The sequence below is a fragment of the Lactococcus protaetiae genome (assembly GCF_006965445.1).
GTDB lineage: Bacteria > Bacillota > Bacilli > Lactobacillales > Streptococcaceae > Lactococcus > Lactococcus protaetiae.
This window is the reverse complement of record NZ_CP041356.1, coordinates 1169873-1192051: the sequence shown is the minus strand read 5'-3', so window position 1 is coordinate 1192051 and position 22179 is coordinate 1169873. Positions and strand designations below refer to the sequence as shown.

Here is a 22179-nt window from a genome sequence, read left to right as displayed (position 1 = left end):
GTTGCTGCTTTAGCGCAAACGGCTATCCTATAAAGTGGCAAGTTCAAATCGCAAGGCGAAATGGCAACTTCCAGAACCACGCTTTCACATGAAACTGAAATTTTCTAATTTTCATAATTTCAGAACGAGTGTCCCTCACATCTTATTTAACTGAATTCGGTGCGCTAAAAGCTAGGCGATTAGACAGCTTTCGCACGAACCTTCCAACTTTCTAAATCACTACGCTTTTGGGCAAGTGCCCCTCACATCTTATTATACAGTTTCTTTGCTTTCTTTAACTTTATCCTTTTTTACAAAGAATTTTTTGGCTGTTTTTGCAAGCACAACCGCTGAAGCCGAGCCTGCTTTTCTTCTTGAAGATGGTCGATTTATTCTAGCAACAAGTTTACGGCTTGATGTATTGATATCTGAAATACTTTCCGATAAATCGGCAACTGCGGTAAACAAAGGGTCTATCGTAGCCACTTTACCGTTGACATCTTCAAGTAAAGTATTTGCTTTTGCCATGATTCCATCTGCCTGATGTAATAATACATCCACATCACTTGAAACCAACTTCACTGTACGATTTGCTTCTTCTACAACCTTTGATACTTTGTGAAGTACGATAACCAAAAAAAGTACCAACACCGCAAAAGCAATCGCAATGATTAATAATGCAATATTTCCCACAATTCCTCCTTTATCCAAGAGCTTTTGGACTCTTGCTCACACCTGTTCTTCTCTAATTGAGTGGTTGAACGGCGAATATTTCATCTTGCACATGAATGAGAAAAGCGAACGCTTCATAATCATGCGTAAGTTTTAACTTCTAAATATCCATCCTATGATGAATTTGTCAACAAAACAGCGCAGATAGCACGTCTTGTTTATCAACATACATACAATCAGATGCTGAATACAAACTCCCCAAATAATGATGACTTAGAAATTAAACAATATCAAATCACATTTCATTCTCATGAAAGCGATTATTTTTTACTTTATTATAACAAATTATTTATTTATTTACTAACATAATCAGCTCAGATTTTGTCAATAAATATACTCATTCTAATTTAAAACCTGACAGTAATTTATACACTATGCATTCATTTGTTGTAACTACACTTTCAAAAATAAAAATCGTGGCCACTGTTTCTGCATATGATATTACTTTTTACAACAAATAAGTTGTAAAAAAGCTGTCAGCATACTGACAGCTTTTAATTTTCCAATTTGTCAGTCATTTCATAAGAAATAACTCATAAATCTACTTTTCAACTTTTTTCAGTCGACGATTAATAAATAGTCCAATCCCTACTAAGACAAGCACTGCTGACAACCACTGTGAAACACGAGCAGGTCCTAGCATTAAACTGTCTGTCCGCATCCCTTCAACAGTAAAACGAACAATACCGTACCATACCAAGTAAAAGCTGAATATATCTCCACGTTTAAGCCATTTTAAACGGTGACGGAAAACAAGAACGAGGACAAAACCACTCAATGTTCCAATACTTTCAAAAAGGAAAGTCGGCATCCGATAATGCCCGTCAATAAACATCTGATTACGGACAAACGAAGGTAGCCAATCTAGATTAGAAACGATTTTGCCGTAAGCTTCCTGATTGACAAAGTTTCCCCACCTTCCCATTGCTTGGGCAAGGAAAACACCTGGTACTGTGATATCTAGCAAATCAAGCGGATGAATCATTCGATAATAACAAAAGACAAAAAGGACAATGGCACCCGCGATTAGGCCGCCATATATCGCTCCTCCTCCATCCCACATCGCAATAATCTGGCTTGGATGTTGACTATAATAGCTCCACTCAAAAATGACATAATAGAGTCTGGCACCAACGATTCCTAGTGGAAAAGCAAAGAGAACAAAATCAATGATATCATCTGTAGTCAAGGATTGACCTGTAAGATTTTTACGACGTGGTGCTTCTTTACAAGCCATCCAAACTGCAATTGCAGCGCCTGTCACAATAAAAATGGCGTACCAGTGAATCGCAATAGGACCAAGTTGAAGCGCAACTTTGTCAAGCGCTAAAAAGGGAAATAATTTATTCATTTTTTCTTATTTTTATTTCATTATTGAACTGACAAAAATCTGTCAGTAAATTTTATAGCTGTCAGTAAATTTGAAAAACTGTCAGTCTTCTTTATTTTGTGTAATCAGATTTGTCAAACGGTCTTCAAAGGTTTTTGTAGCATCAAATCCCATTTGTCTGGCTCTGAAATTCATGACCGCTGCTTCGATAATGACAGAAACATTTCGCCCAGTTTTTACTGGTATTCTCGTTTGTGGAAGCTCGACTTCCGAAAAAGTTACAATTGTCGGTGCATTACCAAGACGATCAAACTCTTTACTCGTATCATAATTTTCAAGATAAATCGCCATATCAATGTCTGTCGCATCTTTTACAGCCCCAGCACCAAAAAGACTCATGACATCAATGATACCAACCCCACGAATCTCAATCATGTTTCGCAAGATTTCAGCTGGTTCACCAGCTAAAGTGAAAGCATCACGTTGGAACACGTCTACGCGGTCATCTGCAACAAGTCGATGCCCTCTTTTAACCAATTCAAGACCCGTTTCAGACTTACCAATTCCGCTGGCTCCTTGAATAAGCACACCCACCCCAAAAATATCCATCAGTACACCATGGACAGTGATACGTTCCGCCAACTTTTCATCTAAAAATGAAGTCAAAATAGAGTTCAAACGACTTGTCGCCTCACGAGATTGCAAGAGTACAATATCTGCTTTTTTTGCCGCAGCGACCATCTCATCAGGAATCTCAAGATTACGTGCAATAATGACCACAGGAGTCACATCCGTCATCACTTTTTTCAACAAATCATAACGATTATCTCCAACAATAGTCATCATATATGACCATTCTTTCATCCCAAAAAGTTGGATACGTTCTGGAGTAAAATAGTCAAAATAACCCGCCATCTCAAGACCAGGTCTCATGATTTCCGAAGTCGTAATCTCTTTTTTCAGTGCTGTTTCCGTTGAATAAATCACATGAAAATGGATTTTATCAAGCAAATCCTGAACCGAAACTGTCATTATCGTTCTCCCTCAAAAGTTAAAATTTATCGAAGTAAGTGCATGCTATCTCCGCCTTACGGCTACGCTGTCGATGCTCGCTACGCCACTAGATGTAACAACTAGCATATCCGTTGCTGCTTTAGCGCAAACGGCCATCCTATAAAGTGGCTAGTCGCAATCGCCCCCCCCCTGCCTTTTAGGCAGGGGATGAAGCAGCACTATCTCCGCTTCGCTACGCTGTCCATTCGCTCTAAATCGCTAAAGCGATAAGGCGAAGTGGCAACTTTGAATTTCGTCCGACTGCCCTAGGGCGTTGGCGCTTTTAGCGCCTAGGCTTCTTGGACAAGGTGACCTCATATCGAAGATGTGAGGTTGTACCTTAAATTCAGTGGTGAGTTGCCCTTTTATCAGTCGCTTCAGCGACTAGAGAAAATGGACAAATGTTTTATGAAACTCCCACTGAATAAGTCTTGACTTCATGTTATTTTATATTGGCAAATCAGTCAATAACACCTCTGTCAGTACTGACAGAATTTATATTCACCGTTTTGATACTTACTCAATCGTACAAAACTGACAAGTCTGTCTGTCAGTACTTTTGTTATTTTCATCAGCAAAAATTTTATAAAATGCAAGTCCCACCATAAAAGAACTTGTCATACTGCTATTTCATCATTTCACGGATAACTTTATCTAGCTTATAAGCAATCATCAACCGTCGAATGAGCAGCACACCAAAGAACGTAGCAAAAAACCAAGACCTAGTCATAAATGTCCAACTAAAAATCCAAGCTTCAACCACTGTCCCTATCATAAAAGAATAGAATCGTTGTTTAGGCATGCCTCTATTATAGCAGAAAAATTTTATAAAACCCATCTCGTAAATGCTGACAAAAATCATTAACGCTGACAAAACTTTTGAACTTCATTTTTAAGCATCAAACAACATTATTTTTGATGCTTTGTAGATTTCGTTTCAACTCTACTCACCTTTGATATAAGTGAGTTCAACTACTTAGAACTCAAGGAAAATAGATAAGAGACAAAACGAAACCTGCTCTACAAGCGAACCACATTTTTCTATTTCTCTACAATTCTTGACGGCATTGCTCTCATCTTGTATAATATCTTCATGAAAAAGATTATCTCACTTCTTAAAACCGAAGCAATAAAATATCTCATTTTTGGTGTTTTGGCCACGGCAGTCTATGCCTTAGTCAAATGGTTAACTTGGCAAGCTTGGCATTCTGGCTGGGGCTCAGAAACCGTTGCTCAATCTGCCAGTATTATCTTCGCTTTCTTTACAAATAAATTCTTTGTTTTTCAACACAAATCATCGCACTTACTCAAAGATTTCATCAGCTTTGTTTCTGGTCGGTTAGCTCTTCTAATCTTGTCTATCGCCGTCAATTGGTGGTTCATTGACCAGCATCCTGAAATTCTCATGGATGCTTTTGGCATCAATAAAAACCAACTTGTCGCTGACTTAAATCTTTTCCTTCAAGTCTTTATTATCATTATCAACTATCTCTATTCAAAATTCATTGTCTTCAGAAAAACAAAAACTCCAGCTGAGTAAGCTGGAGTTTTTTATCGTTATGTTTTTATTTGGAAATCACCTCATTGACAATTACTTGATTTTCAATTTGTGCCCTAAGCCATTTGTAATGGTTCGCTAATCCAGACATAGCATAATCCGCAATAGAAAGCGAGCTTTTCCATGTGAAATAAACACCTTTGAAAAGTTCATCCTCCGACAGAGTTTCAAGCAAGGACATCGCTTTTTTATGCGTTTCTTTTGCTAACTGATAGGCAACCTCAAAGTCTGTATTTTGCTGTTTAATCCAAAGTTCTGGACTCATATCACCGAAGAAATCCGCACGAAATGGACGAGTCGCACTCCGATTAGAATTTTCTAGCCAATTTACAAGACGATTTGCTCGCTCATACAAATGCATAAGCACACTCCGTACATTTGTATCACGACGCCAATTCGGTGTCATAGCATAATTAAAACGGAAAGCAGCATTTTTGCTTTCTTCTGGTAAACTGTCAATCAAATGAATAAGATTATCAAAGTCATTTTGGATTGTTTGCAGTAGTTCTGCCTTAGCAGTCGGTGTTTTCATGATATTCTCCCTTCTTGAGTATCTCATTTGTTTTTATAAGATAAGTATACCATAAAAACATCAATATGCAAGAATTTTATTTACGAATGAAATTATATTGTTTTCATACGAACTAAACCATGAATGGATTCTAAAATTCATAACAAAAAACTTACCCAATTTTAGCCAAGCAAGTGTCTGCTAAATCCCCCACCTCTTTCAGGCGGGGGATAAGCACCACTAAGCTTTGCTTTCGTTCTACTAACATCAGTGGGAGAGAAAGAATCTCCCACTGATGAAGTAATCACTTCAAGTTGAGTAAGTCTATTTCCTAATTTCTTTGATAAATTCAACAATTTCTCCTCGGCGTGTTTCAATCTCACCGAGTTTTGTTTTTTGATAAACTGCATTCAATATTGCTCCAATAATCAAAACTCGCGCGATAAAAATGAACCAAATCATCAATGCGAAAACAACCAGAGAACCAATTAATTTTAAGTCATCCAACTGATTGAGTGCGAAACTCACATATTTAGCAACCCAGTTTGTCAAGAAAACTAAAACAAAAGTTGAAAAAATCGTTCCTGGCATTGTATATCTCAATTTCTTTATTTTAACATTTGGCAAGATAAAATAAAGCATCATCAGAGATAAGAACGTTGCTACTGCGACAGCTGGCAAAGTCATATTATGCAAAGTATTATATAAGTTCCGATCAAAAGGAACAAGTTTATAAACATGTTCCAAAATCAACTGTCCAAAAGTAGATAAAGCAATCGCAAAATATAAGAAAAGTAAAATCGCAAGCCCTGCTACTAACCCAATAATCCGACTAATAATGAAATCTCTGTGATTAAATACTTCATAAGCTTTATTCATTGACATCTGTAAAGCAGATAAGGCTCTTGAAAACGTCCATAAACCAGCAATGACGGAAACAGACAGCAAACCTGTATTTCGCTGACTTAATAAACTATGAATCACTGGTTCCACACCATCATAGAGTTGCTCTGGAAGGTTATCTCCTAAAAAATGGAGCAAACCTGCAGTGTCAATTTGCAAAAAAGGTAGGATATTACCAATAATTAAAACAAGAGGAAAAATCGCAAGCAGGAGATAATATGCCGCCGCAATGGAGGACAAACTCATCTCTGAGCTCTTAAAAAAAGTCATAAAAGTACCGGTTAACTCACCGATTTTTTGTAGAATTTTTTTCATTTTTTCCTTTCATTCAAGATGTTCGTGACCCTCAAGTCAAAGCCGTAAAAAATAGGGAAATGTAGTTCTGTGCTTGCGCAGATGTTATTTCTCTTTTTTAGATAAACTTTCTTATAAACAACTCAATAAAATCAATATGTTCTTTCTTCTCCCTGACTAGTCAGAATCACTGGTCCATCTTTTGTAATGACAAACTGATGTTCATACTGGCAAGATAAGCTACCATCGAAGGTAACATAACCTCGTTCTCCGTCGTGGTCAATCTCCCAACCGCCCGTATTAATCATTGGTTCAATCGTCAAAACCATACCTTCACGCAGTCGAAGTCCACGTCCAGCTCTGCCATAGTGTGGCACCATTGGTTCTTCATGCATTGTAGGACCAACACCATGACCAACTAAATCACGCACAACACCATAGCCACGGCTTTCTGCATATTCTTGTATCACTGCACCAATATCACCAATACGGTTACCAACCTTAGCTTGCTCAATCCCTAAATACAAACATTCTCTCGTGACATCCATGAGATTTTTCACTTCATCAGAAACATTACCGACAGCATAGGCCCAGCAAGAATCTGCTACCCCACCGCGGAATTCTTCTTGATATTTAACCATAGACTCCGCATCGTCAAAATCAAGCTTCGATACATCAACGGAACCATCTTCAACCAGCCCAAGTACCATATCTACTTTGATTAAATCTCCTTCTTTGAGGATGATATGGCGTGGGAAAGCATGGGCAACTTCGTCATTTAAACAGCAACAAGTGGCATAAGGAAAGGGATTATAATTTCCTTCATCTACACCAATTTGTAAGGGTAAGACATTTTTTTCTTTACAAACTTTGCGGACGTAGGCTTCTATTTCCCACATATCAATACCAGGTTTGATGATTTCACGGAGGCCAATATGGATATCCGCCAAAATTTTGCTACTGCGTGCCATTTGCTCGATTTCACGTTGTGATTTTAATGTAATCAATTTTACTTTCCTTTTTATTTAAGATGTGAGTGGTGCTTTTACAAAAACTTAATGATTTGCTACTCAACTTGGCGCTTTAACACCAACAGCAGAGCCACAAAAGGCAGAGATAAGAAATTGGATGCTTTTTCAATTTATCTCATTGTCCAGCTTTTAGTGCACCGAACTCAGTGGTTTAAGTTTTATCGAAGTAAGTGCGTGCTATCTCCGCCCTTCGGGCTACGCGATAAACATTTTTTACGAAACTCCCACTGAATAAGTCTTGACTTCATGTTTTGAAGTAATCCATACTTCATTAGAGGATAAATTTTCATTTACTTAGGGTTTTGAATTCTTGTGAAGATAGTATTTATCAGCTTTATCTACAAGAACTTCCTCTAACAATCATGAACCTTTTCAAAATCATTCGAATGCTAAATACACTCTATTTTACCATAAAATGCGACTTAATCGTTAGTTTTTCATATAGAGAGGGATGAGAACATCATCAACAAGTTCCGTGATTTGTGCATCATTCATCGCTTTTCCCGTCAGCATGATATTATAACGCGATAACTTAAAGGAAATCAGTTTGGCTTCCTGCTTAATATCTTCACGCGCTTCTCCACGCTCTTGTGCCCGCGCTAATATGCGCTCAATAATGATGAGGTTATTTTCTGTAATATCTCCGACTGTACCTTCAAAAAAATTTTTACCCTGAGCCTGTTCAAAGAAGATATAAGGCAAAAAATTTTTAGGAAAGCGGGTAGAATTATCTCGCATAAAACTCAGCATGGCAAGCAGATCCGAACGCAAAGCACCCGTGTTAAAAACCTGCTCAATAACTGAACCTTCATAACGTTCATCTCGTTCAACATGATAACGCGCCGCTTGATAAATCAACTGAAAAGTGTCTTCAAAATAACGATAAAGTACACTTCTCGTTGTATGTGCTTTACGCGCAACATTTTGAAAAGTTACTTCCTCAAATCCTTTATTTTCAAGTATCTCTACTGTTGCTTCAAAAATTGCATTTTTAAGCTCATCACCTCTTCTTCTTTGAACCATCATCCTACTCCTATTCATACATTTTGTACCTTATTTAATATTATATCTTATAAATATCTTTTTTTCAAAATAAAAATTAGATACGTTTTGTACTTAAATCTTGACAAAGTTATTTTAGAGGTTTATAATATCACTTGTAAACAAAAGATACATCTTGTATCTAAAAATAAATGGAGATTTTAAAAATGGCAGATAAAAAAGATAAATTGCCAAAAGAAGTCACGCGTACTGCATGGGTTCTTGTGATTGGTGCACTTGCTCCCATGCTTGATTCAACAATGGTTAATATCGCTATCAATAAGCTACAAACTGACCTTAATACTTCGCTTAACATGATTCAGTGGGCGATTACAGGTTATGTCCTCGCGCTTGCCGTTGCTGTACCAGTCTGTGGCTACATGGTCAATCATTTTAATGGTAAAAAAGTATTACAATGGTCAGTCATCGCTTTTGGCGCCTTCAGTTTTCTTTCTGGACAAGCTTGGAACATTGAGAGCTTCATTGCTTTCCGTGCGGTGCAAGGTCTCTCGGCCGGTTTCATCACACTGCTCATGACAACTTTGCTCATGGGTGTCGCACCAAAAGGACGATTTGGTGAGTTAGTTGCTATTATTTCGACGCCAATCATTCTTGGTCCTATCATCGGTCCAGTTCTTGGCGGCTTCATCGTGCAAGATGCAAATTGGCACTGGCTTTTCTATGTTAATGTTCCTGTTTGTATCATTGCTGTGTTGCTCAACATTTTCTTCTTGCAAGACTTTAAACCGATGAATCCTGAAAGTAAACTGGATTGGTTTGGTACAATTCTTCTTGCTGGTGGCTCAATTGGTCTGATTTATGGAATTATGAAAGGCTCTGAGAATGCAAAAAATTTCTTTAACGATCAAATGTTGATTTCTTGCAGCATTGGTGTGGCTTGTCTTGTTATCTATGCGATTTACAATTATCTGCGGCATGATGAAACAGTGCTACCTCTACGTTTCTTCAAAGTCCGCAACTTTACGGCTGCCAATGTCGGCATTTTCCTTGCTGGGATTGCTTCAAATGGCCCTATGCTTCTACTTCCACTGTTCTTTCAAAATACAAAAGGCTTTACAGCAATTGATGCTGCACTTATGCTCATTCCACAAGGAGTTGGGATGTTCATTGCGCGTCCTACGATTGGCAAATTAATCGACCGAATTGGTGCACGTCCTGTTGTTTTAGTCAGTCTCTTGATTTCGTTACTCGGTACTGCACCCTTTATCTTTGTTCATGAAAACACAAGTTTGATTTGGCTTGGTGTGGTTCTCTTTGTCCGTGGGATTGGGATTGGCGGTTTACAAATGCCAATGATGACGGATATTTTCATCGGACTGGATAAAAAAGATATCGCTGGTGCTTCTGTCGGTCAACGGATTATTCAAAATGTGGGTTCTAGCTTTGGCTCAGCAGTGATTTCAGCTGTCGTAACAGCTGTCGTGACTTCAGAGATTGCTGGACATATGACGACAAAACTTCATCAATTGGCCGCTATGCATACGACTTTAACACCAAGCGTCATCGCTACGGCTAAAAAATCTGTTGAAACAGCCGTTACCCTGAACGGTTACCAAATGGGATTTTTGGTAAGTTGTATCGTCCTTGTGGCTATTGCAATCCCTGCTCTCTTCTTATCAAGTGCTAAATCAAAAGCTAAAGGATAGTTTACAATATTGATTTTATATAAATTTTGCTATAATTGAGTTCACAACACCAGAAGCTATGAGAGAAGATAGCTCCGCTGTCCATTCTCGCTACATCGCTACGTACTTCGCACGCCGTTCTGCGAACGATCTACGCAACTTCGTTGCTCCGCTGTCCGTTTGCTTAGCTGCTAAAGCAGCAAGAGCAAAAGGCAAAGCGATGAGTCGAAGTGGCAACTGGAACCTGCTCTTTGAGCAGATCTACGCGACCTTGTCGCTACGCTGTCCGTTTGCTTAGGAGCTGAAGCTCCAAGAGCAAAAGGCAACCACATTTCCCTATCTCTCTACGCTTCTTGACGGTGTTGCTCACATCTTGGTATAATAGTGGTGAAGATTATTAAAAAAATAATTAGATTCGGATGTATTTGATGGAACAGCATTAAATGCTTTGATTCATTTCACACTTATAAGGAGAAGATATAAAATGCCTTTAGCAAAAATTGTTTATGCAAGTATGACAGGAAATACAGAAGCCTGTGCTGATATTGTAGCAGATAAACTCGAAGAGTTAGGATGGGAAGTTGAGCTTGATGAATGTACTTCTGTAGATGCAGAAGATATGGCTGATGCCGACCTTTGTATTGTTGGAACTTATACTTATGGAGACGGCGAACTCCCTGATGAAATCGTGGACTTTTATGAAGAATTAGCAGATGTTGATTTATCTGGAAAAATCTATGGCTGCTTTGGTTCTGGCGATACATTTTATGATGATTTTTGTATCTGCGTTGACATGTTTGAAGCACAATTTGAAAAAACTGGTGCAACAAAAGGTGCTGAACTTGTCCGTGTTGACTTATCACCTGAGGATGATGATGAAACCAATCTTGAAGCATTTGCTGAAACTTTAAGTTCACATTTTGACTTGTAAATTGATTTAAAAATTCTGTCAGTATACTGACAGAATTTTTTTGTCTCACAATAATTCGATTTCGCTGTCGAAATATTGCTCCATAAAGTAAGTTTGAGCGAAAATTTCTTCTTTTGTAAATGTTTCATATTCACTCGTCATGACCCATTTATCGCAGGCATCGTTTTTTCGATGAATGACAGCAATCAACTTGCAAGTCAAATTCTGTCATTGATTTTTGATTTTCTGTCAGTGCTGACAGAATACAAACATTTTGCTCCTCACTGTTACCAGAGATAAGTTCAGGCATGTAACCGTAATTTACAGGATAAATCGTACCATGATGATTGTAGCTGATTGGTCAGTCAATTTTCATAGCGTAAAGTTTCACTTTTTCTCCATGATTTTTACAAGCTAAACATCAAAATTCCTGCGGCAACAGCGACATTAAGCGATTCAGCCTGACCTGGCATATCAATATGCACAAGAATATCCGCTTGATTCACTGCCTCCTCTGACACACCTGCCCCTTCATTTCCCATGACTAAGGCAAACCGATGAGCTTTGACAGACTGATAAGACACAGAATTTGCTGACAAAGTCGTTGTCAGTACTGACAAACCTGCTTTTTTTAACTGTCCAAATAGTAAGCCAGACTCCATCTGTATCACAGGCAAATGAAAGTTTGAACCTTGCATCGAGCGCATCACTTTTGAACTGTAAATGTCTGCAGTATTTCCTAAAAGGATAACACCCGAAAACCCCGCAGCATCTGCTGTTCGTATCATCGTTCCAACATTTCCAGGATCCTGAACATTCTCTAATACTAAATATTTTGATCCTGAAAAGTCAATCTCTGCTTCATATTTTTTAACTTCGGCAATAATACCTTGTGGACTGTCACTATCCGCAAGTGATTTCAAAACTTCTCTTGACACCATATTTACTGATAGCTTTTCTGTCATCTCCACTTCGTTTCGCTGTCCATTCTCGCTAAGCGACTGAAGTCGCAAGTCGAATCGCAGTGCCGATGGAAGTTTATCAAATTTTTCTTCTTCTACAAACACCTGTAAAATCTCACTTCCAGCTTTTACAGCTTCTTCAAGCAGATGAAAACCTTCAATTAAGTATGAATTTTTTCGATATTTTTTTGTCAGCAACTTACGTGCTTCTTTTACTTTTTTATTATCTTTTGACGTGATGATTTCCATTCATTCATTTTAACAAATTTTTATAAAAAGTGCTGATCATTTTTTCACCTCTCTCATTATCACTTCAAGATAAGCTGGAAGTACCGCTATTTTCAGATTTGAGATGAGTTTTTGAAATTCTAGAAAATTTGGCAGCGGCGCAATAAGCTTTGTACGAATCACGATTTGAACTTCCGAATTTTTCGGATAGCCAGCAGAGAAAGAATTTGAACTTTTAGAGATTGCTTCAAGTATGATATAATGAAGTCAAGATTTTAATACGATAACGTTTACAGGAGGTTTCCAAATGTTCAAAATAAAAGTGGTTGTTTCTGGACGCGTCCAAGGTGTTGGTTTTCGGTATTTTGTCATCATGATAGCACGCGAGTTAGATATTTTAGGGCGAGTGTGGAATAATGATGACGGTACCGTAGGTATCTATGCACAGTCAAATCAACGGGAAAATCTTGACCAGTTCATCTCGATTATCCGAGGAGAAAAATCAGGTAAACGTAAACTTCCGATGTTTGCAAAAGTAAGCTACGTTGATGCTACCCCAACTCACTTTGAAGATTTTACAGATTTTAATATCAAATATTAGTTTATTTCTTCAACTCAAATCAAAAAACCAAGAAAACTTATTTTCTTGTTTTTTTAATTTTAAACAACGATAACTCAAACTACCATTGTTTACCAGTCTAATAAATTAATCAAAAACATATTCCACTCGACTTCTTTAGCATAAAAAATATTTCCACCATTTGTATAAAGTTTACCTTGATTGTACCACAAAGAATCTGGCGTAATATGATAATAAGTTTCACCAGTAGTATTTCCTAAACTTGGGGCAACCACATCACGAGAATAAGCTTTAGATAGTGCAATTGTGTTTTTTCCCCCATGATTCGCAATATAATCAACATAAGCTTTACCATAGTTGTAAGCCTGAACTCCCGTCCAAACATCTACCTTTTTTTCAGAAGCATATTCTAGAACCTTGGAAAGATTTGAAACGCCTTGTTGGATACTTTCATTCTCATTTGAAATATCATTAGCTTTCGCTCCAAGACTCTCACTGGACTGCATCACATCTGCCGATTTTCCCTTAGTTTCAGTATAAATAATGGCAAGTGCCAACTTCGTATCACCGCTCAACCCTTGAGCAGCAAGACTTTTACTCACTGCACTCTCATAACTCATCACATGCTTGACATTTTCATGTGCTCTATAAACATAAAAACCGGCGAGTACTACAAGTACCAGCATCATTAAACCCACGAATTTTTTAAACATTATCACTTACCTAGTCTTTCTGACTGCTTTAAGTTAACTGTTCCTTTAGAACACCGCTAACCTCTCACATTTAACTCTGGTCAATAGCACCAAAGTCATTTTACATTACTAGCCCATATCAATATTTTCTAGCAGTCATTTCCAATTAAAATTTATATTCGTTAGTATAACAATTTTAGCTTAAAATCATCTTAGATTTTGAGCTAAAATCAAAAAAAGATGAAGCAAAGTCATTCTACATCACTTTGCTTTTTTACTATTTTCTCTGCATAAAATCACAAATTTCGTTCGACTAAATTCAACATTGCAACTCATTTATTGCGAGAACTTTAGCTTCATTTTAATACAAAGGGAATTGATTTGTCAAGTCAAGTACTTCTGCGCGTACTTCGTCTAAAATCGCCTCATTATCGTGATTGACTAAAGCTTTCGCAACCAATTTTGCAACTTGTCTAGCTTCATTTTCCTTGAATCCTCGCGAAGTAATCGCAGGAGCGCCAATCCGTACACCAGAGGTTTTAAAGGGTGATAATGTTTCTGCTGGTATCGCTTCCTTATTCAAGGTAATATGCACAGAATCAAGAAGTTCTTGCGCTTCTTTACCATTGATACCAAGGTCTAAAACTTTCAAGTTTAATAAATGATTATCTGAACCTCCAGCAATTAATCGCAAGCCAGGAACAGTTGCAAATTCTTCAGCCATCACCTGAGTATTTTTTATCACTTGTTCAATATAAGTTGTAAATTCAGAATCCAGCGCTTCTTTAAATGCTACTGCTTTAGCTGCAATGACGTGCTCCAAAGGACCACCTTGTGTACCAGGGAAAATCGCTGAATTAATTTTCTTAGCCAAATCCTCGTTATTTGTCAAAATCATCCCACCACGAGGGCCACGCAAAGTTTTATGTGTTGTTGTTGTCACAATATCTGCATAGGGGACAGGACTAGGATGCGCACCAGTCGCAACTAATCCTGCGATATGAGCCATATCCACCATCAATTTTGCACCAACTTTATCCGCAATTTCGCGGAATTTTGAAAAATCAATCACACGAGAATAAGCTGAAGCACCAGCAACAATAAGCTTTGGTTGAACTTCCTGTGCAATTTTAAGAATATCATCATAGTCCAAAAGTTCTGTTTCAGGGTTAACTCCGTAAGAAACAAAATGATAGGTTTTACCAGAGAAATTTACTGAAGCGCCATGTGTCAAGTGTCCACCAGCGTTCAAGTCCATTCCCATAACAGTATCCCCTGGTTGTATCAACGCCATATAAGCTGCAGCATTTGCCTGAGAACCTGAGTGTGGTTGAACATTAGCAAACTTACAATCAAAAAGTGCCTTAGCACGCTCAATCGCCAGATTTTCTACAACATCAACCGCTTCTGTTCCACCATAATATCGTTTACCTGGATAACCTTCTGCATATTTGTTTGTCAAAACTGAACCTTGTGCAGCGAGAACTCCTTTAGAAACAATATTTTCCGAAGCAATCAGTTCAATATTTTGTTGCTGACGTACTTCTTCTGCGTGTATTGCATCCCAAAGTTCTGGGTCATAGGCTTTATAATCTTCCTTATCGTAAATCATAGTTTCTCCTTTAAATGTGTACTGGGGTACTTCTAAAGTCATGTAAATTAGAAAAGTGCTACTTCACGCCGAAATACTGTTCTGAAAGCTGTCATCCCACCTTCTGACTTTAATAGAGATAAAATGAGTGTACAGCAGAGCATCTTTTTTCCGACTTCAAACGCCTTGAACCCAGGTCAATAAATCATAAATTTAGATAGCTAAACCCTGATTGATAATACTATTATATCGGGTCTAACATTCATTTCCAAATCTTATAACCGGAATTCACTAAATAATTTTAGAAAGTTCGGGAATAGCGAATAAAAGTTCCTCACGTGTGATTGCACCTTGACGTAAAATTTTAGGATTCTCTCCTGTCAAATCAATAATGGTTGTATCTAAGCCATAAACACTGTCATCCTTTATCGCCACTGTTGCATTTTTCAAAATCTCTTGACTTAAATCTGAGAAAAAGCGCGGACTAAGTTCTCCAGTCAAATTTGCGGATGGCCCAACTAAAACCCCAACTTCATTTATAATGTTCTGAGTCATCGAAATAGCTGGCATCCGAAATCCAACTGTAGTTTTCCCAATATGAATCCATTCTGGAACATTTTCCGAAGCTTCTAAAATAATTGTTAATGGTCCTGGCAAGAATTCTGCAACCAATTTTTCAAGATAAGTCGGCTGATTTTTGCTGTACTTCAAAATAGTATCAAAGCTTGAAACATTCATATTGAGCGCTTTTTCTGTCGGACGTCCTTTTACTGCATAAAGTTTTTTGACCGCTTGCTCCTGTGTCGCATCAGCAAATAATCCATAGACAGTTTCTGTCGGAAGAATTACAAGTTCTCCACTTTTTAGTGCATTTATTGCTTTTTCAGTTTGCATTTTTACCCGCTCTCCGATTTCTCGCTGCTTCTCGATTCGCTTGATTATGCTGTTTTTCTTGTTTTTTGTTCAACTGTTTGGAGAGTTGTTTTTCTTTCGCAACCATTGCGATAACGATTTTCATAAATTCTTCTGGAACATGGTAAGGATGGCGAAAAATTTTACCTATGACACCAATTTTTTCTCCGTCAGCAGTTTTAATTTTTTCAATATAACTTGTCAGCATCATTTTTGAAAAGGATAATTCCTCGGTAGCCATTTCAATCTCGTTTTCATTAATCATTCGCTCAAGAATCGCAAACTCTCGTTGTAACGCCAATCCTTCTTCACGAAATTCTTTTTCTATTGTCATGTTAATTCCACTTTCAAGTAAATATTATCAATCAATTCTCGACTTTTGTCAAAAATGCGCTCTCCATATTTTTCAGGAAAGTAATTTTTTACACGTTTGAAGGCTGTAAAACCACATTTTTCATAGAACTTCGCAGTATATTCATCTGTGCGTACAAGTAAAGTCTGCCCAGAATATTTGCGACAGAGCTCTAGCATGAAAATTTTACCAAAACCTCTTCCTTGAAAGGATACAGCAACTGCAAAATTTTGAATTTCATAGCTCCCATCCTCCTCCTTAGTCACCAAAGCAACTGCCTTGTCTTCAAAGACATACAGTTCTCCTCGTTCAAGATAATTTTTGATGAACTTTGGACTGTCAGCAAGTGCGAGCAACGGTAAGAAATCTTGTTTATGTTCTGCGATAAGTTTTAGTTCCATCATTTCCCTTTCCACTGACTTCATATCAGTTTCGCTTTGCACTTTGGTAAGTCATAGCTTCAATTTATCCCATGAAAGTATGCAGCAATGTCTTACTTACATTCTGTCATTTCACGCTAATCATTCTATCTTTACCAAAAATATCCTGATGAACGGTCACCGTTTTGTCAGCAAATTGTTCTTGAAAAATCTGACTTACAGCTTGCCCTTGTTTATATCCGATTTCTAGATAAATTCTACCATTTTCTGTCAGCACTGATGGAGCTTCTTTAGCAATTTTTTCATAAATGGCTAGACCCATATTCTCTGCAAAAAGCGCGGAGTCTGGTTCATATTTAATGACAGAATCATCCACCTCATCTGTATCATAAAATGCAATATACGGCGGATTTGACACGATAATATCAAATTTTTTCCCCTCCATAAATGCTGACAGAACATCAGATTTCGTAAAATGGACACTGACAACATTTCTGTCAGCATTTTCTACCGCCACACTCAACGCATCACTAGATAAATCAGATGCCTCAATAAGCCAATTTTTTCTTTTGCTTGCGAGCGCCACTGCAATTGCCCCCGAACCTGTTCCAATATCTACTACTGACAAACATTCATCCTCAGCATTTTCTGACAAAATGAGCTGCACCAATTCTTCTGTTTCTGGTCTAGGAATGAGGACTCGCCCATCAACTTTAAAACGCAAATCACAAAATTCTGCCCAACCTACAATATACTGAGGTGGCTCATTATTTTTTAGACGCTTTGCCAATTCTGTCAGCACTGACCGCTCGCTGTCAGTGATTTCTTGCCGCTGTAAGTTGAGCCAGTCCAATTTTGTCAGCTCATATAAGTTTCTATAAACAAATTCCAAAGCAAAAGGTTCTTCCAAATTTGCTGACAGCATACGGACTGCCTCAATCCACAACATTTTTAAGTTTTCCTTTCCGTGCCATTAATCAAAAGCCTCTAGACTTCCAATAGTCTTCATCTTTTTCTGGACAATAAGGTCTTCCTTGAAGCTTGACACGCTCCTTTATCTCTGTCAATTCTGATGCAATTTCGTCAGTTAATGGTGTCTGCATGAAGTTTAACCATTCTTCCTTAGAAAGCTGATGACGCTCACGATAAATCCGCTCAATCGCGAGAGAATCCGAACCGTTCACAACCAGCTCAACCTGCAACCCACCAATCCAATGAATAATCCACATTTCATCTCTCCCAATAATTTTTGAGTTCTATCATTTCCTCATTTGGATGATGTTTTTTCCACTCTTCAGTCATCAAAGGAATAAAACTTTCACTTTCTTTCCGTAAATTCTTAAAAAGAATATCCGCTAAAATTTTTTTATCTTTATCAACAATTCTTAAAGTGTCCATACCTGCGGTATAATTCATTCCACGTCCAGTATTCACTTTTTTATCAATAACTAAAACTCTAAAACCACTGATTTCTTCCATGTCAACACCGTTTTATGAAAATTTTTCCAAACCGTACCACTTTTAACAATTTGATGGTCAAAATATAGAAAAGGAAGATAAATAAGAAGACTTATAAAAAGTATCCAATCTATAAAAGCAATCAAAAAAGAGAGAAACATCACCACCATCACTCCTCCTTCCAAACCCGTAATATCTGAGTATGGACTAGGGAGAATCACATGAAAAGTAAAATAATTTATCAAAATCGCCCAAATCCCAATTATTAAAGAAATTAAGCCAACAATTACATAGGTTTTCCATTTAAATTTCACCAAGTATCCTTGAGAAATATCCATAAACTCCTCCAGTCAAATAAACCTTTCAAAGTCTTCCAATGTTGCAGTTGGATATGCTCTTTTATTTATTCAACTCTTCCAACTTCTTCGTTTGGTCATAAACAATCAGAGCATCAATAATCTCATCCATCTTCCCAGACAAAATCGTATCCAGCTTTTGTAAAGTCAACCCAATCCGATGATCTGTCACACGGTTTTGAGGGAAATTATAAGTCCGTATCCGCTCTGAACGGTCACCCGTTCCGACAGTCGCTTTGCGCTCTGTATTTTGTTTATCCAACTCAATCTGTTGATAGTAGTCAAAAACCTTAGTGTTAAGCAGTTTAATCGCCTTATCTCGATTTTTTTGCTGTGTCCGTTCTTCCTGCATCTCAACTTTTATCCCCGTTGGCAAGTGAACCATACGTACCGCAGTCGCTACCTTATTGACATTTTGTCCACCAGCGCCCGATGCATGATAAATATCCACTCGCAAATCTTTAGGGTCAATGGTCAGCTCAAATTCCTCTACCTCAGGCATAACAAGCACCGTCGCTGTCGAAGTATGCACACGCCCTTGCGTTTCAGTCACAGGCACACGCTGCACACGATGCGCACCAGATTCATATTTCAACTTGGAATACACACTGTTGCCAGAAATTAAGGCAGATACCTCTTTATACCCACCAATTCCCGTCACATTTGCCTCCATAATCTCAAAATTCCAGCCCTGTGCTTCTGAATATTTCTGGTACATATTGAGCAAATCACCCGCAAAAAGCGCGGCTTCATCTCCACCAGCAGCTCCACGAATTTCCAAGATAATATTCTTACCATCATTAGGATCTTTAGGCAAAAGTAAAATCTTGATGCGTTCTTCAAGCACTTCTTTTTGGGCTTTAGCATCCGAAAGTTCTTCTTTGAGCATCTCTTTCATCTCATCATCAAGACCGCTCTCACCCAACATTTCCTCACTATCAGAAATCGTTTCAAGAGTCTTCTTATATTCATTATAAGCCGCGACCTTATCACGCAAATCTGCCTCTTCTCGTGACAACGCCATAAAACGCTTCGTATCACTGACTACCTCAGGGTCAGACAATAACTCTCCCAACTCCTCATATCTTCCAATCATTGATTCTAATTGATCAAACATTTTTCCATTTTCCTTCAACTATTTTAATTCATGAAAACCAAAGCATTTATACTTAAATTTTCATCTATACCGCAGTTCACTTATTACCAAAATCTATTTTTAAATCTCAGGTTTAAAATAATGCTTCCTGCAAACTGGGATATAGGTTTCATTCCCCCAATCTGCAACTGCTCTCCCTCATAAACAGGCTTGCCATCTATTGTTCGAATCACCATCGTAGCTTTTTTACTACAATACCAGCAAATCGTCTTAATCTCTTCAATTTTATCCGCCAATAATAACAAATATTTTGACCCCTCAAAAAGTTCATTACGAAAATCATTTTTTAAACCAAAGGCCATCACAGGAACATTCAACTCATCAACAACACGCGCAAAATCATAGACATTTTTCTTAGACAAAAACTGTGACTCATCAATCAATACACAATACGGTTTCTCAACCAACTGCGCAACATAGTCATACACATTCATTTCATCATCAATCGCCACAGCAGAAGCGCTCATCCCAATCCGACTCGCAACTTGCCCAACTCCTGCTCTTGTATCCAAACTTGAAGTCATCAAAAGGACAGGTTTCCCCTGCTCTTCATAGTTATGCGCAACTTTCAGAATTTCAATACTCTTACCCGAATTCATTGTGCCATATCGAAAATAAAATTGTGCCATTTGTTTATCTCTCTTTCAAAAATATATCTAAACCCTTTATTATCAAGGTTCTTCTTTTTCTATCACTTTAATTTACTTTGTGATTTTCCCTATAATACCCTATTTTTCACTCAATTTTGCCCACTAAATTGCCCACTAAAATTATTCAATTTCTCTAATAATTTACTATCCATTTTCGGAGTTACATGAGTATAAATTTCTTGAGTAATCTTAGATGTACTATGCCCCACTCGTTGCATAACAGCTTTCTCATTAACCTCTAATTCTGCTAATAAAGAGATATGAGAATGCCGCATACAATGGCAAGAAAACTGCTTATCTAAATCAGTTTTTTTCCCAAAAGTACGAAAAGAACGATTAATACCTGAAATACTCCAAGGATTACCTGTTCTACTTGTAAAAATATATCCATAATCAATATAATTATCAAATTTATTTTGAGCATTTTCTAACATTATTTGCTCTATAATCTCAATTGCTCGTTTTGTCAATGGAACTTTTCTATATGAACTCAACGTCTTAGGAGAAACATGATTTCGCTTAAGTATCCCTTCGCTATAATCCAAATTACTCTCTATTGAAATAACTTTTTCCTCTGCATCATAATTATTAATTTTCAAAGCTGCTAATTCACAGTATCTCAGTCCTGTTAAAAACAAAAATTCTAAGATTAATTTAACTCTAAGAGTTTGAGGATTAGAACTTTCTTTCATTTTTTCAAACACCAATGACAAGTCTTCCCAAGTAAATAACTTTCTCTCAGACCTTTTTAAATCTTCTAATGTTTTTTTAGGATATGTTATCTTAACTTTATCAAGCACATTATTTTCAACTATTTCCACTCTTTTTGCAAAATCAAAGACTAACTTAAGAATCTGAAAATACTCACTTATCGTAGATTTCTTCAATTTAAGCTGATTGAAAAAGCTCTGTACTTGAAAAACTGTAAAATCTGACATTTTTTGTTTACCAAATTTATGTGCAAATATTCTAATTATTTTTTTACGCTGGATAATTGTAGAGGGTTTCAACCTTGTTTTACAATCTTCTAACCAAACACTCGAAACTTTCTCAAAATCAAATGAAGTAATTTCTAAATAGGGATTCATCATATTTGTCTCTGAATCAATTTTTAATTTTGCCTTTTTTAATAGCAAAATCCGAGCTTTATTTTTAGCTTGACGCGTTTTTGAATTAAGAGTAACAGATACCTTATCCTCTCCTCTAATATTAGGATTATAAAATCGCATTCTCCAAAGAAACTTATCTCCTCGTAATTCCCACCATAAACTACCTTCTTTTATTTCTTCAACTTTCATCTTTATCCTTTCATTATCAGCAAAGGACAAATTTAAAATACAACCTAAATTATATCATATTTCACTTGTATTTTACCTCATCCCTTTGCCTAATAAACTCATCAAAAGCGGGAAACCATACTCTACCGCTCATTCTAAAAAAATCACTTGAAATAAATCTAGGGTCTTTCTTCATTTCTGCTATTCTATTTTGAGCTGTTTTTTTCTTAATTGAATAAAATTTAGCTATATCATCAGCATTTACCAGTTTTCTCTCAATAATAATCCCTTCCATACTTCCCCTTTTTTTATTCAAACCAAACTAAAAAAGAGCAAGATTTTTTCTTGCCCTTCTCCTACTTTTTTAAAAATATTCTTCTACCTTTTTTAATTCTGAATAAGCTTGTTGCAAAAGTTTGTCAACTTTCTTAAAAATCTGGTGAACTTCTTGGACTTCCTTACTTCCATTATCTCCAAAGTTCATCCTAAACACTGCACCAGAACTCGCACTTTTTGCTTCAAACAACTGCTTATCAAGTCGGTCAAAACCACCTTTAACTTGCTTACGTTCATAATCATCTTTAATTCTCATTTAAT

At 37.2% G+C, this 22179-nt stretch carries 27 protein-coding genes and 1 pseudogene; 4 read left to right on the top strand and 24 right to left on the bottom strand.

Annotation, left to right across the window (positions count from 1 at the left end):
- Window positions 1–252 precede the first annotated feature (252 nt).
- The 4 genes from FLP15_RS05995 to FLP15_RS05980 form a co-directional block, all read right to left on the bottom strand.
- On the bottom strand, window positions 253–672 hold the full coding sequence (locus FLP15_RS05995) for a DUF948 domain-containing protein (RefSeq protein ID WP_142766378.1): 420 nt from the start codon (window positions 670–672) through the stop codon (window positions 253–255).
- A 580-nt stretch (window positions 673–1252) separates the two neighbouring features.
- A complete protein-coding gene (gene lgt, locus FLP15_RS05990; protein ID WP_142766377.1) occupies window positions 1253–2062 on the bottom strand; it encodes a prolipoprotein diacylglyceryl transferase in 810 nt (269 codons plus the stop codon).
- Between the two features lie 81 nt (window positions 2063–2143).
- Window positions 2144–3073, bottom strand: coding sequence for an HPr(Ser) kinase/phosphatase (gene hprK / locus FLP15_RS05985; protein WP_142766376.1), 930 nt, complete (start codon window positions 3071–3073; stop codon window positions 2144–2146).
- A 646-nt stretch (window positions 3074–3719) separates the two neighbouring features.
- Entirely contained in the window at window positions 3720–3896 is a 177-nt protein-coding gene (locus FLP15_RS05980; RefSeq protein WP_142766375.1) for a DUF3272 family protein, read from the bottom strand.
- Window positions 3897–4187: 291 nt separating this feature from the next.
- On the opposite strand from FLP15_RS05980, the gene FLP15_RS05975 reads away from it, so the two are divergent.
- A complete protein-coding gene (locus FLP15_RS05975) occupies window positions 4188–4634 on the top strand; it encodes a GtrA family protein (protein WP_142766374.1) in 447 nt (148 codons plus the stop codon).
- 25 nt (window positions 4635–4659) lie between these two features.
- Here the strand turns inward: FLP15_RS05975 and FLP15_RS05970 are convergent, their stop codons facing one another.
- The 4 genes from FLP15_RS05970 to FLP15_RS05955 all read right to left on the bottom strand — a co-directional run bounded on the left by FLP15_RS05970 (window position 4660) and on the right by FLP15_RS05955 (window position 8417).
- Window positions 4660–5184 carry a ClbS/DfsB family four-helix bundle protein gene (locus FLP15_RS05970; protein WP_190288359.1) on the bottom strand — a complete coding sequence of 175 codons (525 nt, stop codon included), beginning with the start codon at window positions 5182–5184 and terminating at the stop codon, window positions 4660–4662.
- A 303-nt stretch (window positions 5185–5487) separates the two neighbouring features.
- On the bottom strand, window positions 5488–6381 hold the full coding sequence (locus FLP15_RS05965) for a YihY/virulence factor BrkB family protein (protein ID WP_142766372.1): 894 nt from the start codon (window positions 6379–6381) through the stop codon (window positions 5488–5490).
- Window positions 6382–6512: 131 nt separating this feature from the next.
- The gene (locus FLP15_RS05960) at window positions 6513–7367 is read right to left on the bottom strand and encodes a methionyl aminopeptidase (RefSeq protein ID WP_142766371.1); all 855 of its coding nucleotides are present in this window, start codon (window positions 7365–7367) and stop codon (window positions 6513–6515) included.
- Between the two features lie 453 nt (window positions 7368–7820).
- The gene (locus tag FLP15_RS05955; RefSeq protein ID WP_223804743.1) at window positions 7821–8417 is read right to left on the bottom strand and encodes a TetR/AcrR family transcriptional regulator; all 597 of its coding nucleotides are present in this window, start codon (window positions 8415–8417) and stop codon (window positions 7821–7823) included.
- A 182-nt stretch (window positions 8418–8599) separates the two neighbouring features.
- Between FLP15_RS05955 and FLP15_RS05950 the strand changes: the two genes are divergently transcribed.
- Together FLP15_RS05950 and FLP15_RS05945 are read left to right on the top strand one after the other, a co-directional pair.
- Complete coding sequence (locus FLP15_RS05950) at window positions 8600–10099, top strand: MDR family MFS transporter (protein ID WP_142766369.1); 1500 nt, start codon at window positions 8600–8602, stop codon at window positions 10097–10099.
- A 463-nt stretch (window positions 10100–10562) separates the two neighbouring features.
- Complete coding sequence (locus tag FLP15_RS05945) at window positions 10563–11009, top strand: flavodoxin (protein ID WP_142766368.1); 447 nt, start codon at window positions 10563–10565, stop codon at window positions 11007–11009.
- 148 nt (window positions 11010–11157) lie between these two features.
- On the opposite strand, the gene FLP15_RS13050 is transcribed toward FLP15_RS05945, so the two are convergent.
- A complete protein-coding gene (locus FLP15_RS13050) occupies window positions 11158–11298 on the bottom strand; it encodes a hypothetical protein (protein ID WP_223804742.1) in 141 nt (46 codons plus the stop codon).
- A 97-nt stretch (window positions 11299–11395) separates the two neighbouring features.
- Complete coding sequence (locus tag FLP15_RS05935) at window positions 11396–12199, bottom strand: TrmH family RNA methyltransferase (protein ID WP_142766367.1); 804 nt, start codon at window positions 12197–12199, stop codon at window positions 11396–11398.
- 286 nt (window positions 12200–12485) lie between these two features.
- On the opposite strand from FLP15_RS05935, the gene FLP15_RS05930 reads away from it, so the two are divergent.
- Complete coding sequence (locus FLP15_RS05930) at window positions 12486–12779, top strand: acylphosphatase (RefSeq protein ID WP_142766366.1); 294 nt, start codon at window positions 12486–12488, stop codon at window positions 12777–12779.
- Window positions 12780–12868: 89 nt separating this feature from the next.
- On the opposite strand, the gene FLP15_RS05925 is transcribed toward FLP15_RS05930, so the two are convergent.
- The 14 genes and pseudogenes from FLP15_RS05925 to FLP15_RS05860 all read right to left on the bottom strand — a co-directional run bounded on the left by FLP15_RS05925 (window position 12869) and on the right by FLP15_RS05860 (window position 22174).
- Window positions 12869–13471 carry a lysozyme family protein gene (locus tag FLP15_RS05925; protein ID WP_142766365.1) on the bottom strand — a complete coding sequence of 201 codons (603 nt, stop codon included), beginning with the start codon at window positions 13469–13471 and terminating at the stop codon, window positions 12869–12871.
- Window positions 13472–13811: 340 nt separating this feature from the next.
- Window positions 13812–15062: a serine hydroxymethyltransferase gene (glyA, locus tag FLP15_RS05920; protein WP_142766364.1), complete on the bottom strand. Its 1251-nt coding sequence runs from the start codon at window positions 15060–15062 to the stop codon at window positions 13812–13814.
- 270 nt (window positions 15063–15332) lie between these two features.
- A complete protein-coding gene (locus tag FLP15_RS05915) occupies window positions 15333–15935 on the bottom strand; it encodes an L-threonylcarbamoyladenylate synthase (protein ID WP_142766363.1) in 603 nt (200 codons plus the stop codon).
- Window positions 15925–16287 (bottom strand): hypothetical protein, encoded by a 363-nt coding sequence (locus tag FLP15_RS05910; protein WP_142766362.1) that lies wholly within the window; start codon window positions 16285–16287, stop codon window positions 15925–15927. The genes FLP15_RS05915 and FLP15_RS05910 overlap by 11 nt, the downstream gene beginning before the upstream one ends.
- Window positions 16284–16709: a GNAT family N-acetyltransferase gene (locus tag FLP15_RS05905; RefSeq protein WP_190288358.1), complete on the bottom strand. Its 426-nt coding sequence runs from the start codon at window positions 16707–16709 to the stop codon at window positions 16284–16286. The genes FLP15_RS05910 and FLP15_RS05905 overlap by 4 nt, the downstream gene beginning before the upstream one ends.
- Before the next feature lie 103 nt (window positions 16710–16812).
- On the bottom strand, window positions 16813–17634 hold the full coding sequence (gene prmC, locus FLP15_RS05900; protein WP_142766360.1) for a peptide chain release factor N(5)-glutamine methyltransferase: 822 nt from the start codon (window positions 17632–17634) through the stop codon (window positions 16813–16815).
- Window positions 17635–17662: 28 nt separating this feature from the next.
- Complete coding sequence (locus FLP15_RS05895) at window positions 17663–17914, bottom strand: hypothetical protein (protein WP_142766359.1); 252 nt, start codon at window positions 17912–17914, stop codon at window positions 17663–17665.
- A 1-nt stretch (window position 17915) separates the two neighbouring features.
- Window positions 17916–18164, bottom strand: a complete 249-nt coding sequence (locus tag FLP15_RS05890) for a hypothetical protein (RefSeq protein ID WP_142766358.1) — start codon at window positions 18162–18164, stop codon at window positions 17916–17918.
- The gene (locus FLP15_RS05885; protein ID WP_142766357.1) at window positions 18134–18481 is read right to left on the bottom strand and encodes a hypothetical protein; all 348 of its coding nucleotides are present in this window, start codon (window positions 18479–18481) and stop codon (window positions 18134–18136) included. The genes FLP15_RS05890 and FLP15_RS05885 overlap by 31 nt, the downstream gene beginning before the upstream one ends.
- A 61-nt stretch (window positions 18482–18542) precedes the next feature.
- Complete coding sequence (gene prfA, locus FLP15_RS05880) at window positions 18543–19616, bottom strand: peptide chain release factor 1 (RefSeq protein WP_142766356.1); 1074 nt, start codon at window positions 19614–19616, stop codon at window positions 18543–18545.
- A 99-nt stretch (window positions 19617–19715) separates the two neighbouring features.
- Window positions 19716–20284, bottom strand: a pseudogene (locus FLP15_RS05875) (thymidine kinase).
- Window positions 20285–20394: 110 nt separating this feature from the next.
- Entirely contained in the window at window positions 20395–21603 is a 1209-nt protein-coding gene (locus FLP15_RS05870) for a tyrosine-type recombinase/integrase (protein WP_142766355.1), read from the bottom strand.
- Between the two features lie 61 nt (window positions 21604–21664).
- A complete protein-coding gene (locus FLP15_RS05865) occupies window positions 21665–21877 on the bottom strand; it encodes a hypothetical protein (protein WP_142766354.1) in 213 nt (70 codons plus the stop codon).
- 69 nt (window positions 21878–21946) lie between these two features.
- The gene (locus FLP15_RS05860; RefSeq protein WP_142766353.1) at window positions 21947–22174 is read right to left on the bottom strand and encodes a hypothetical protein; all 228 of its coding nucleotides are present in this window, start codon (window positions 22172–22174) and stop codon (window positions 21947–21949) included.
- Between the last annotated feature and the right edge of the window lie 5 nt (window positions 22175–22179).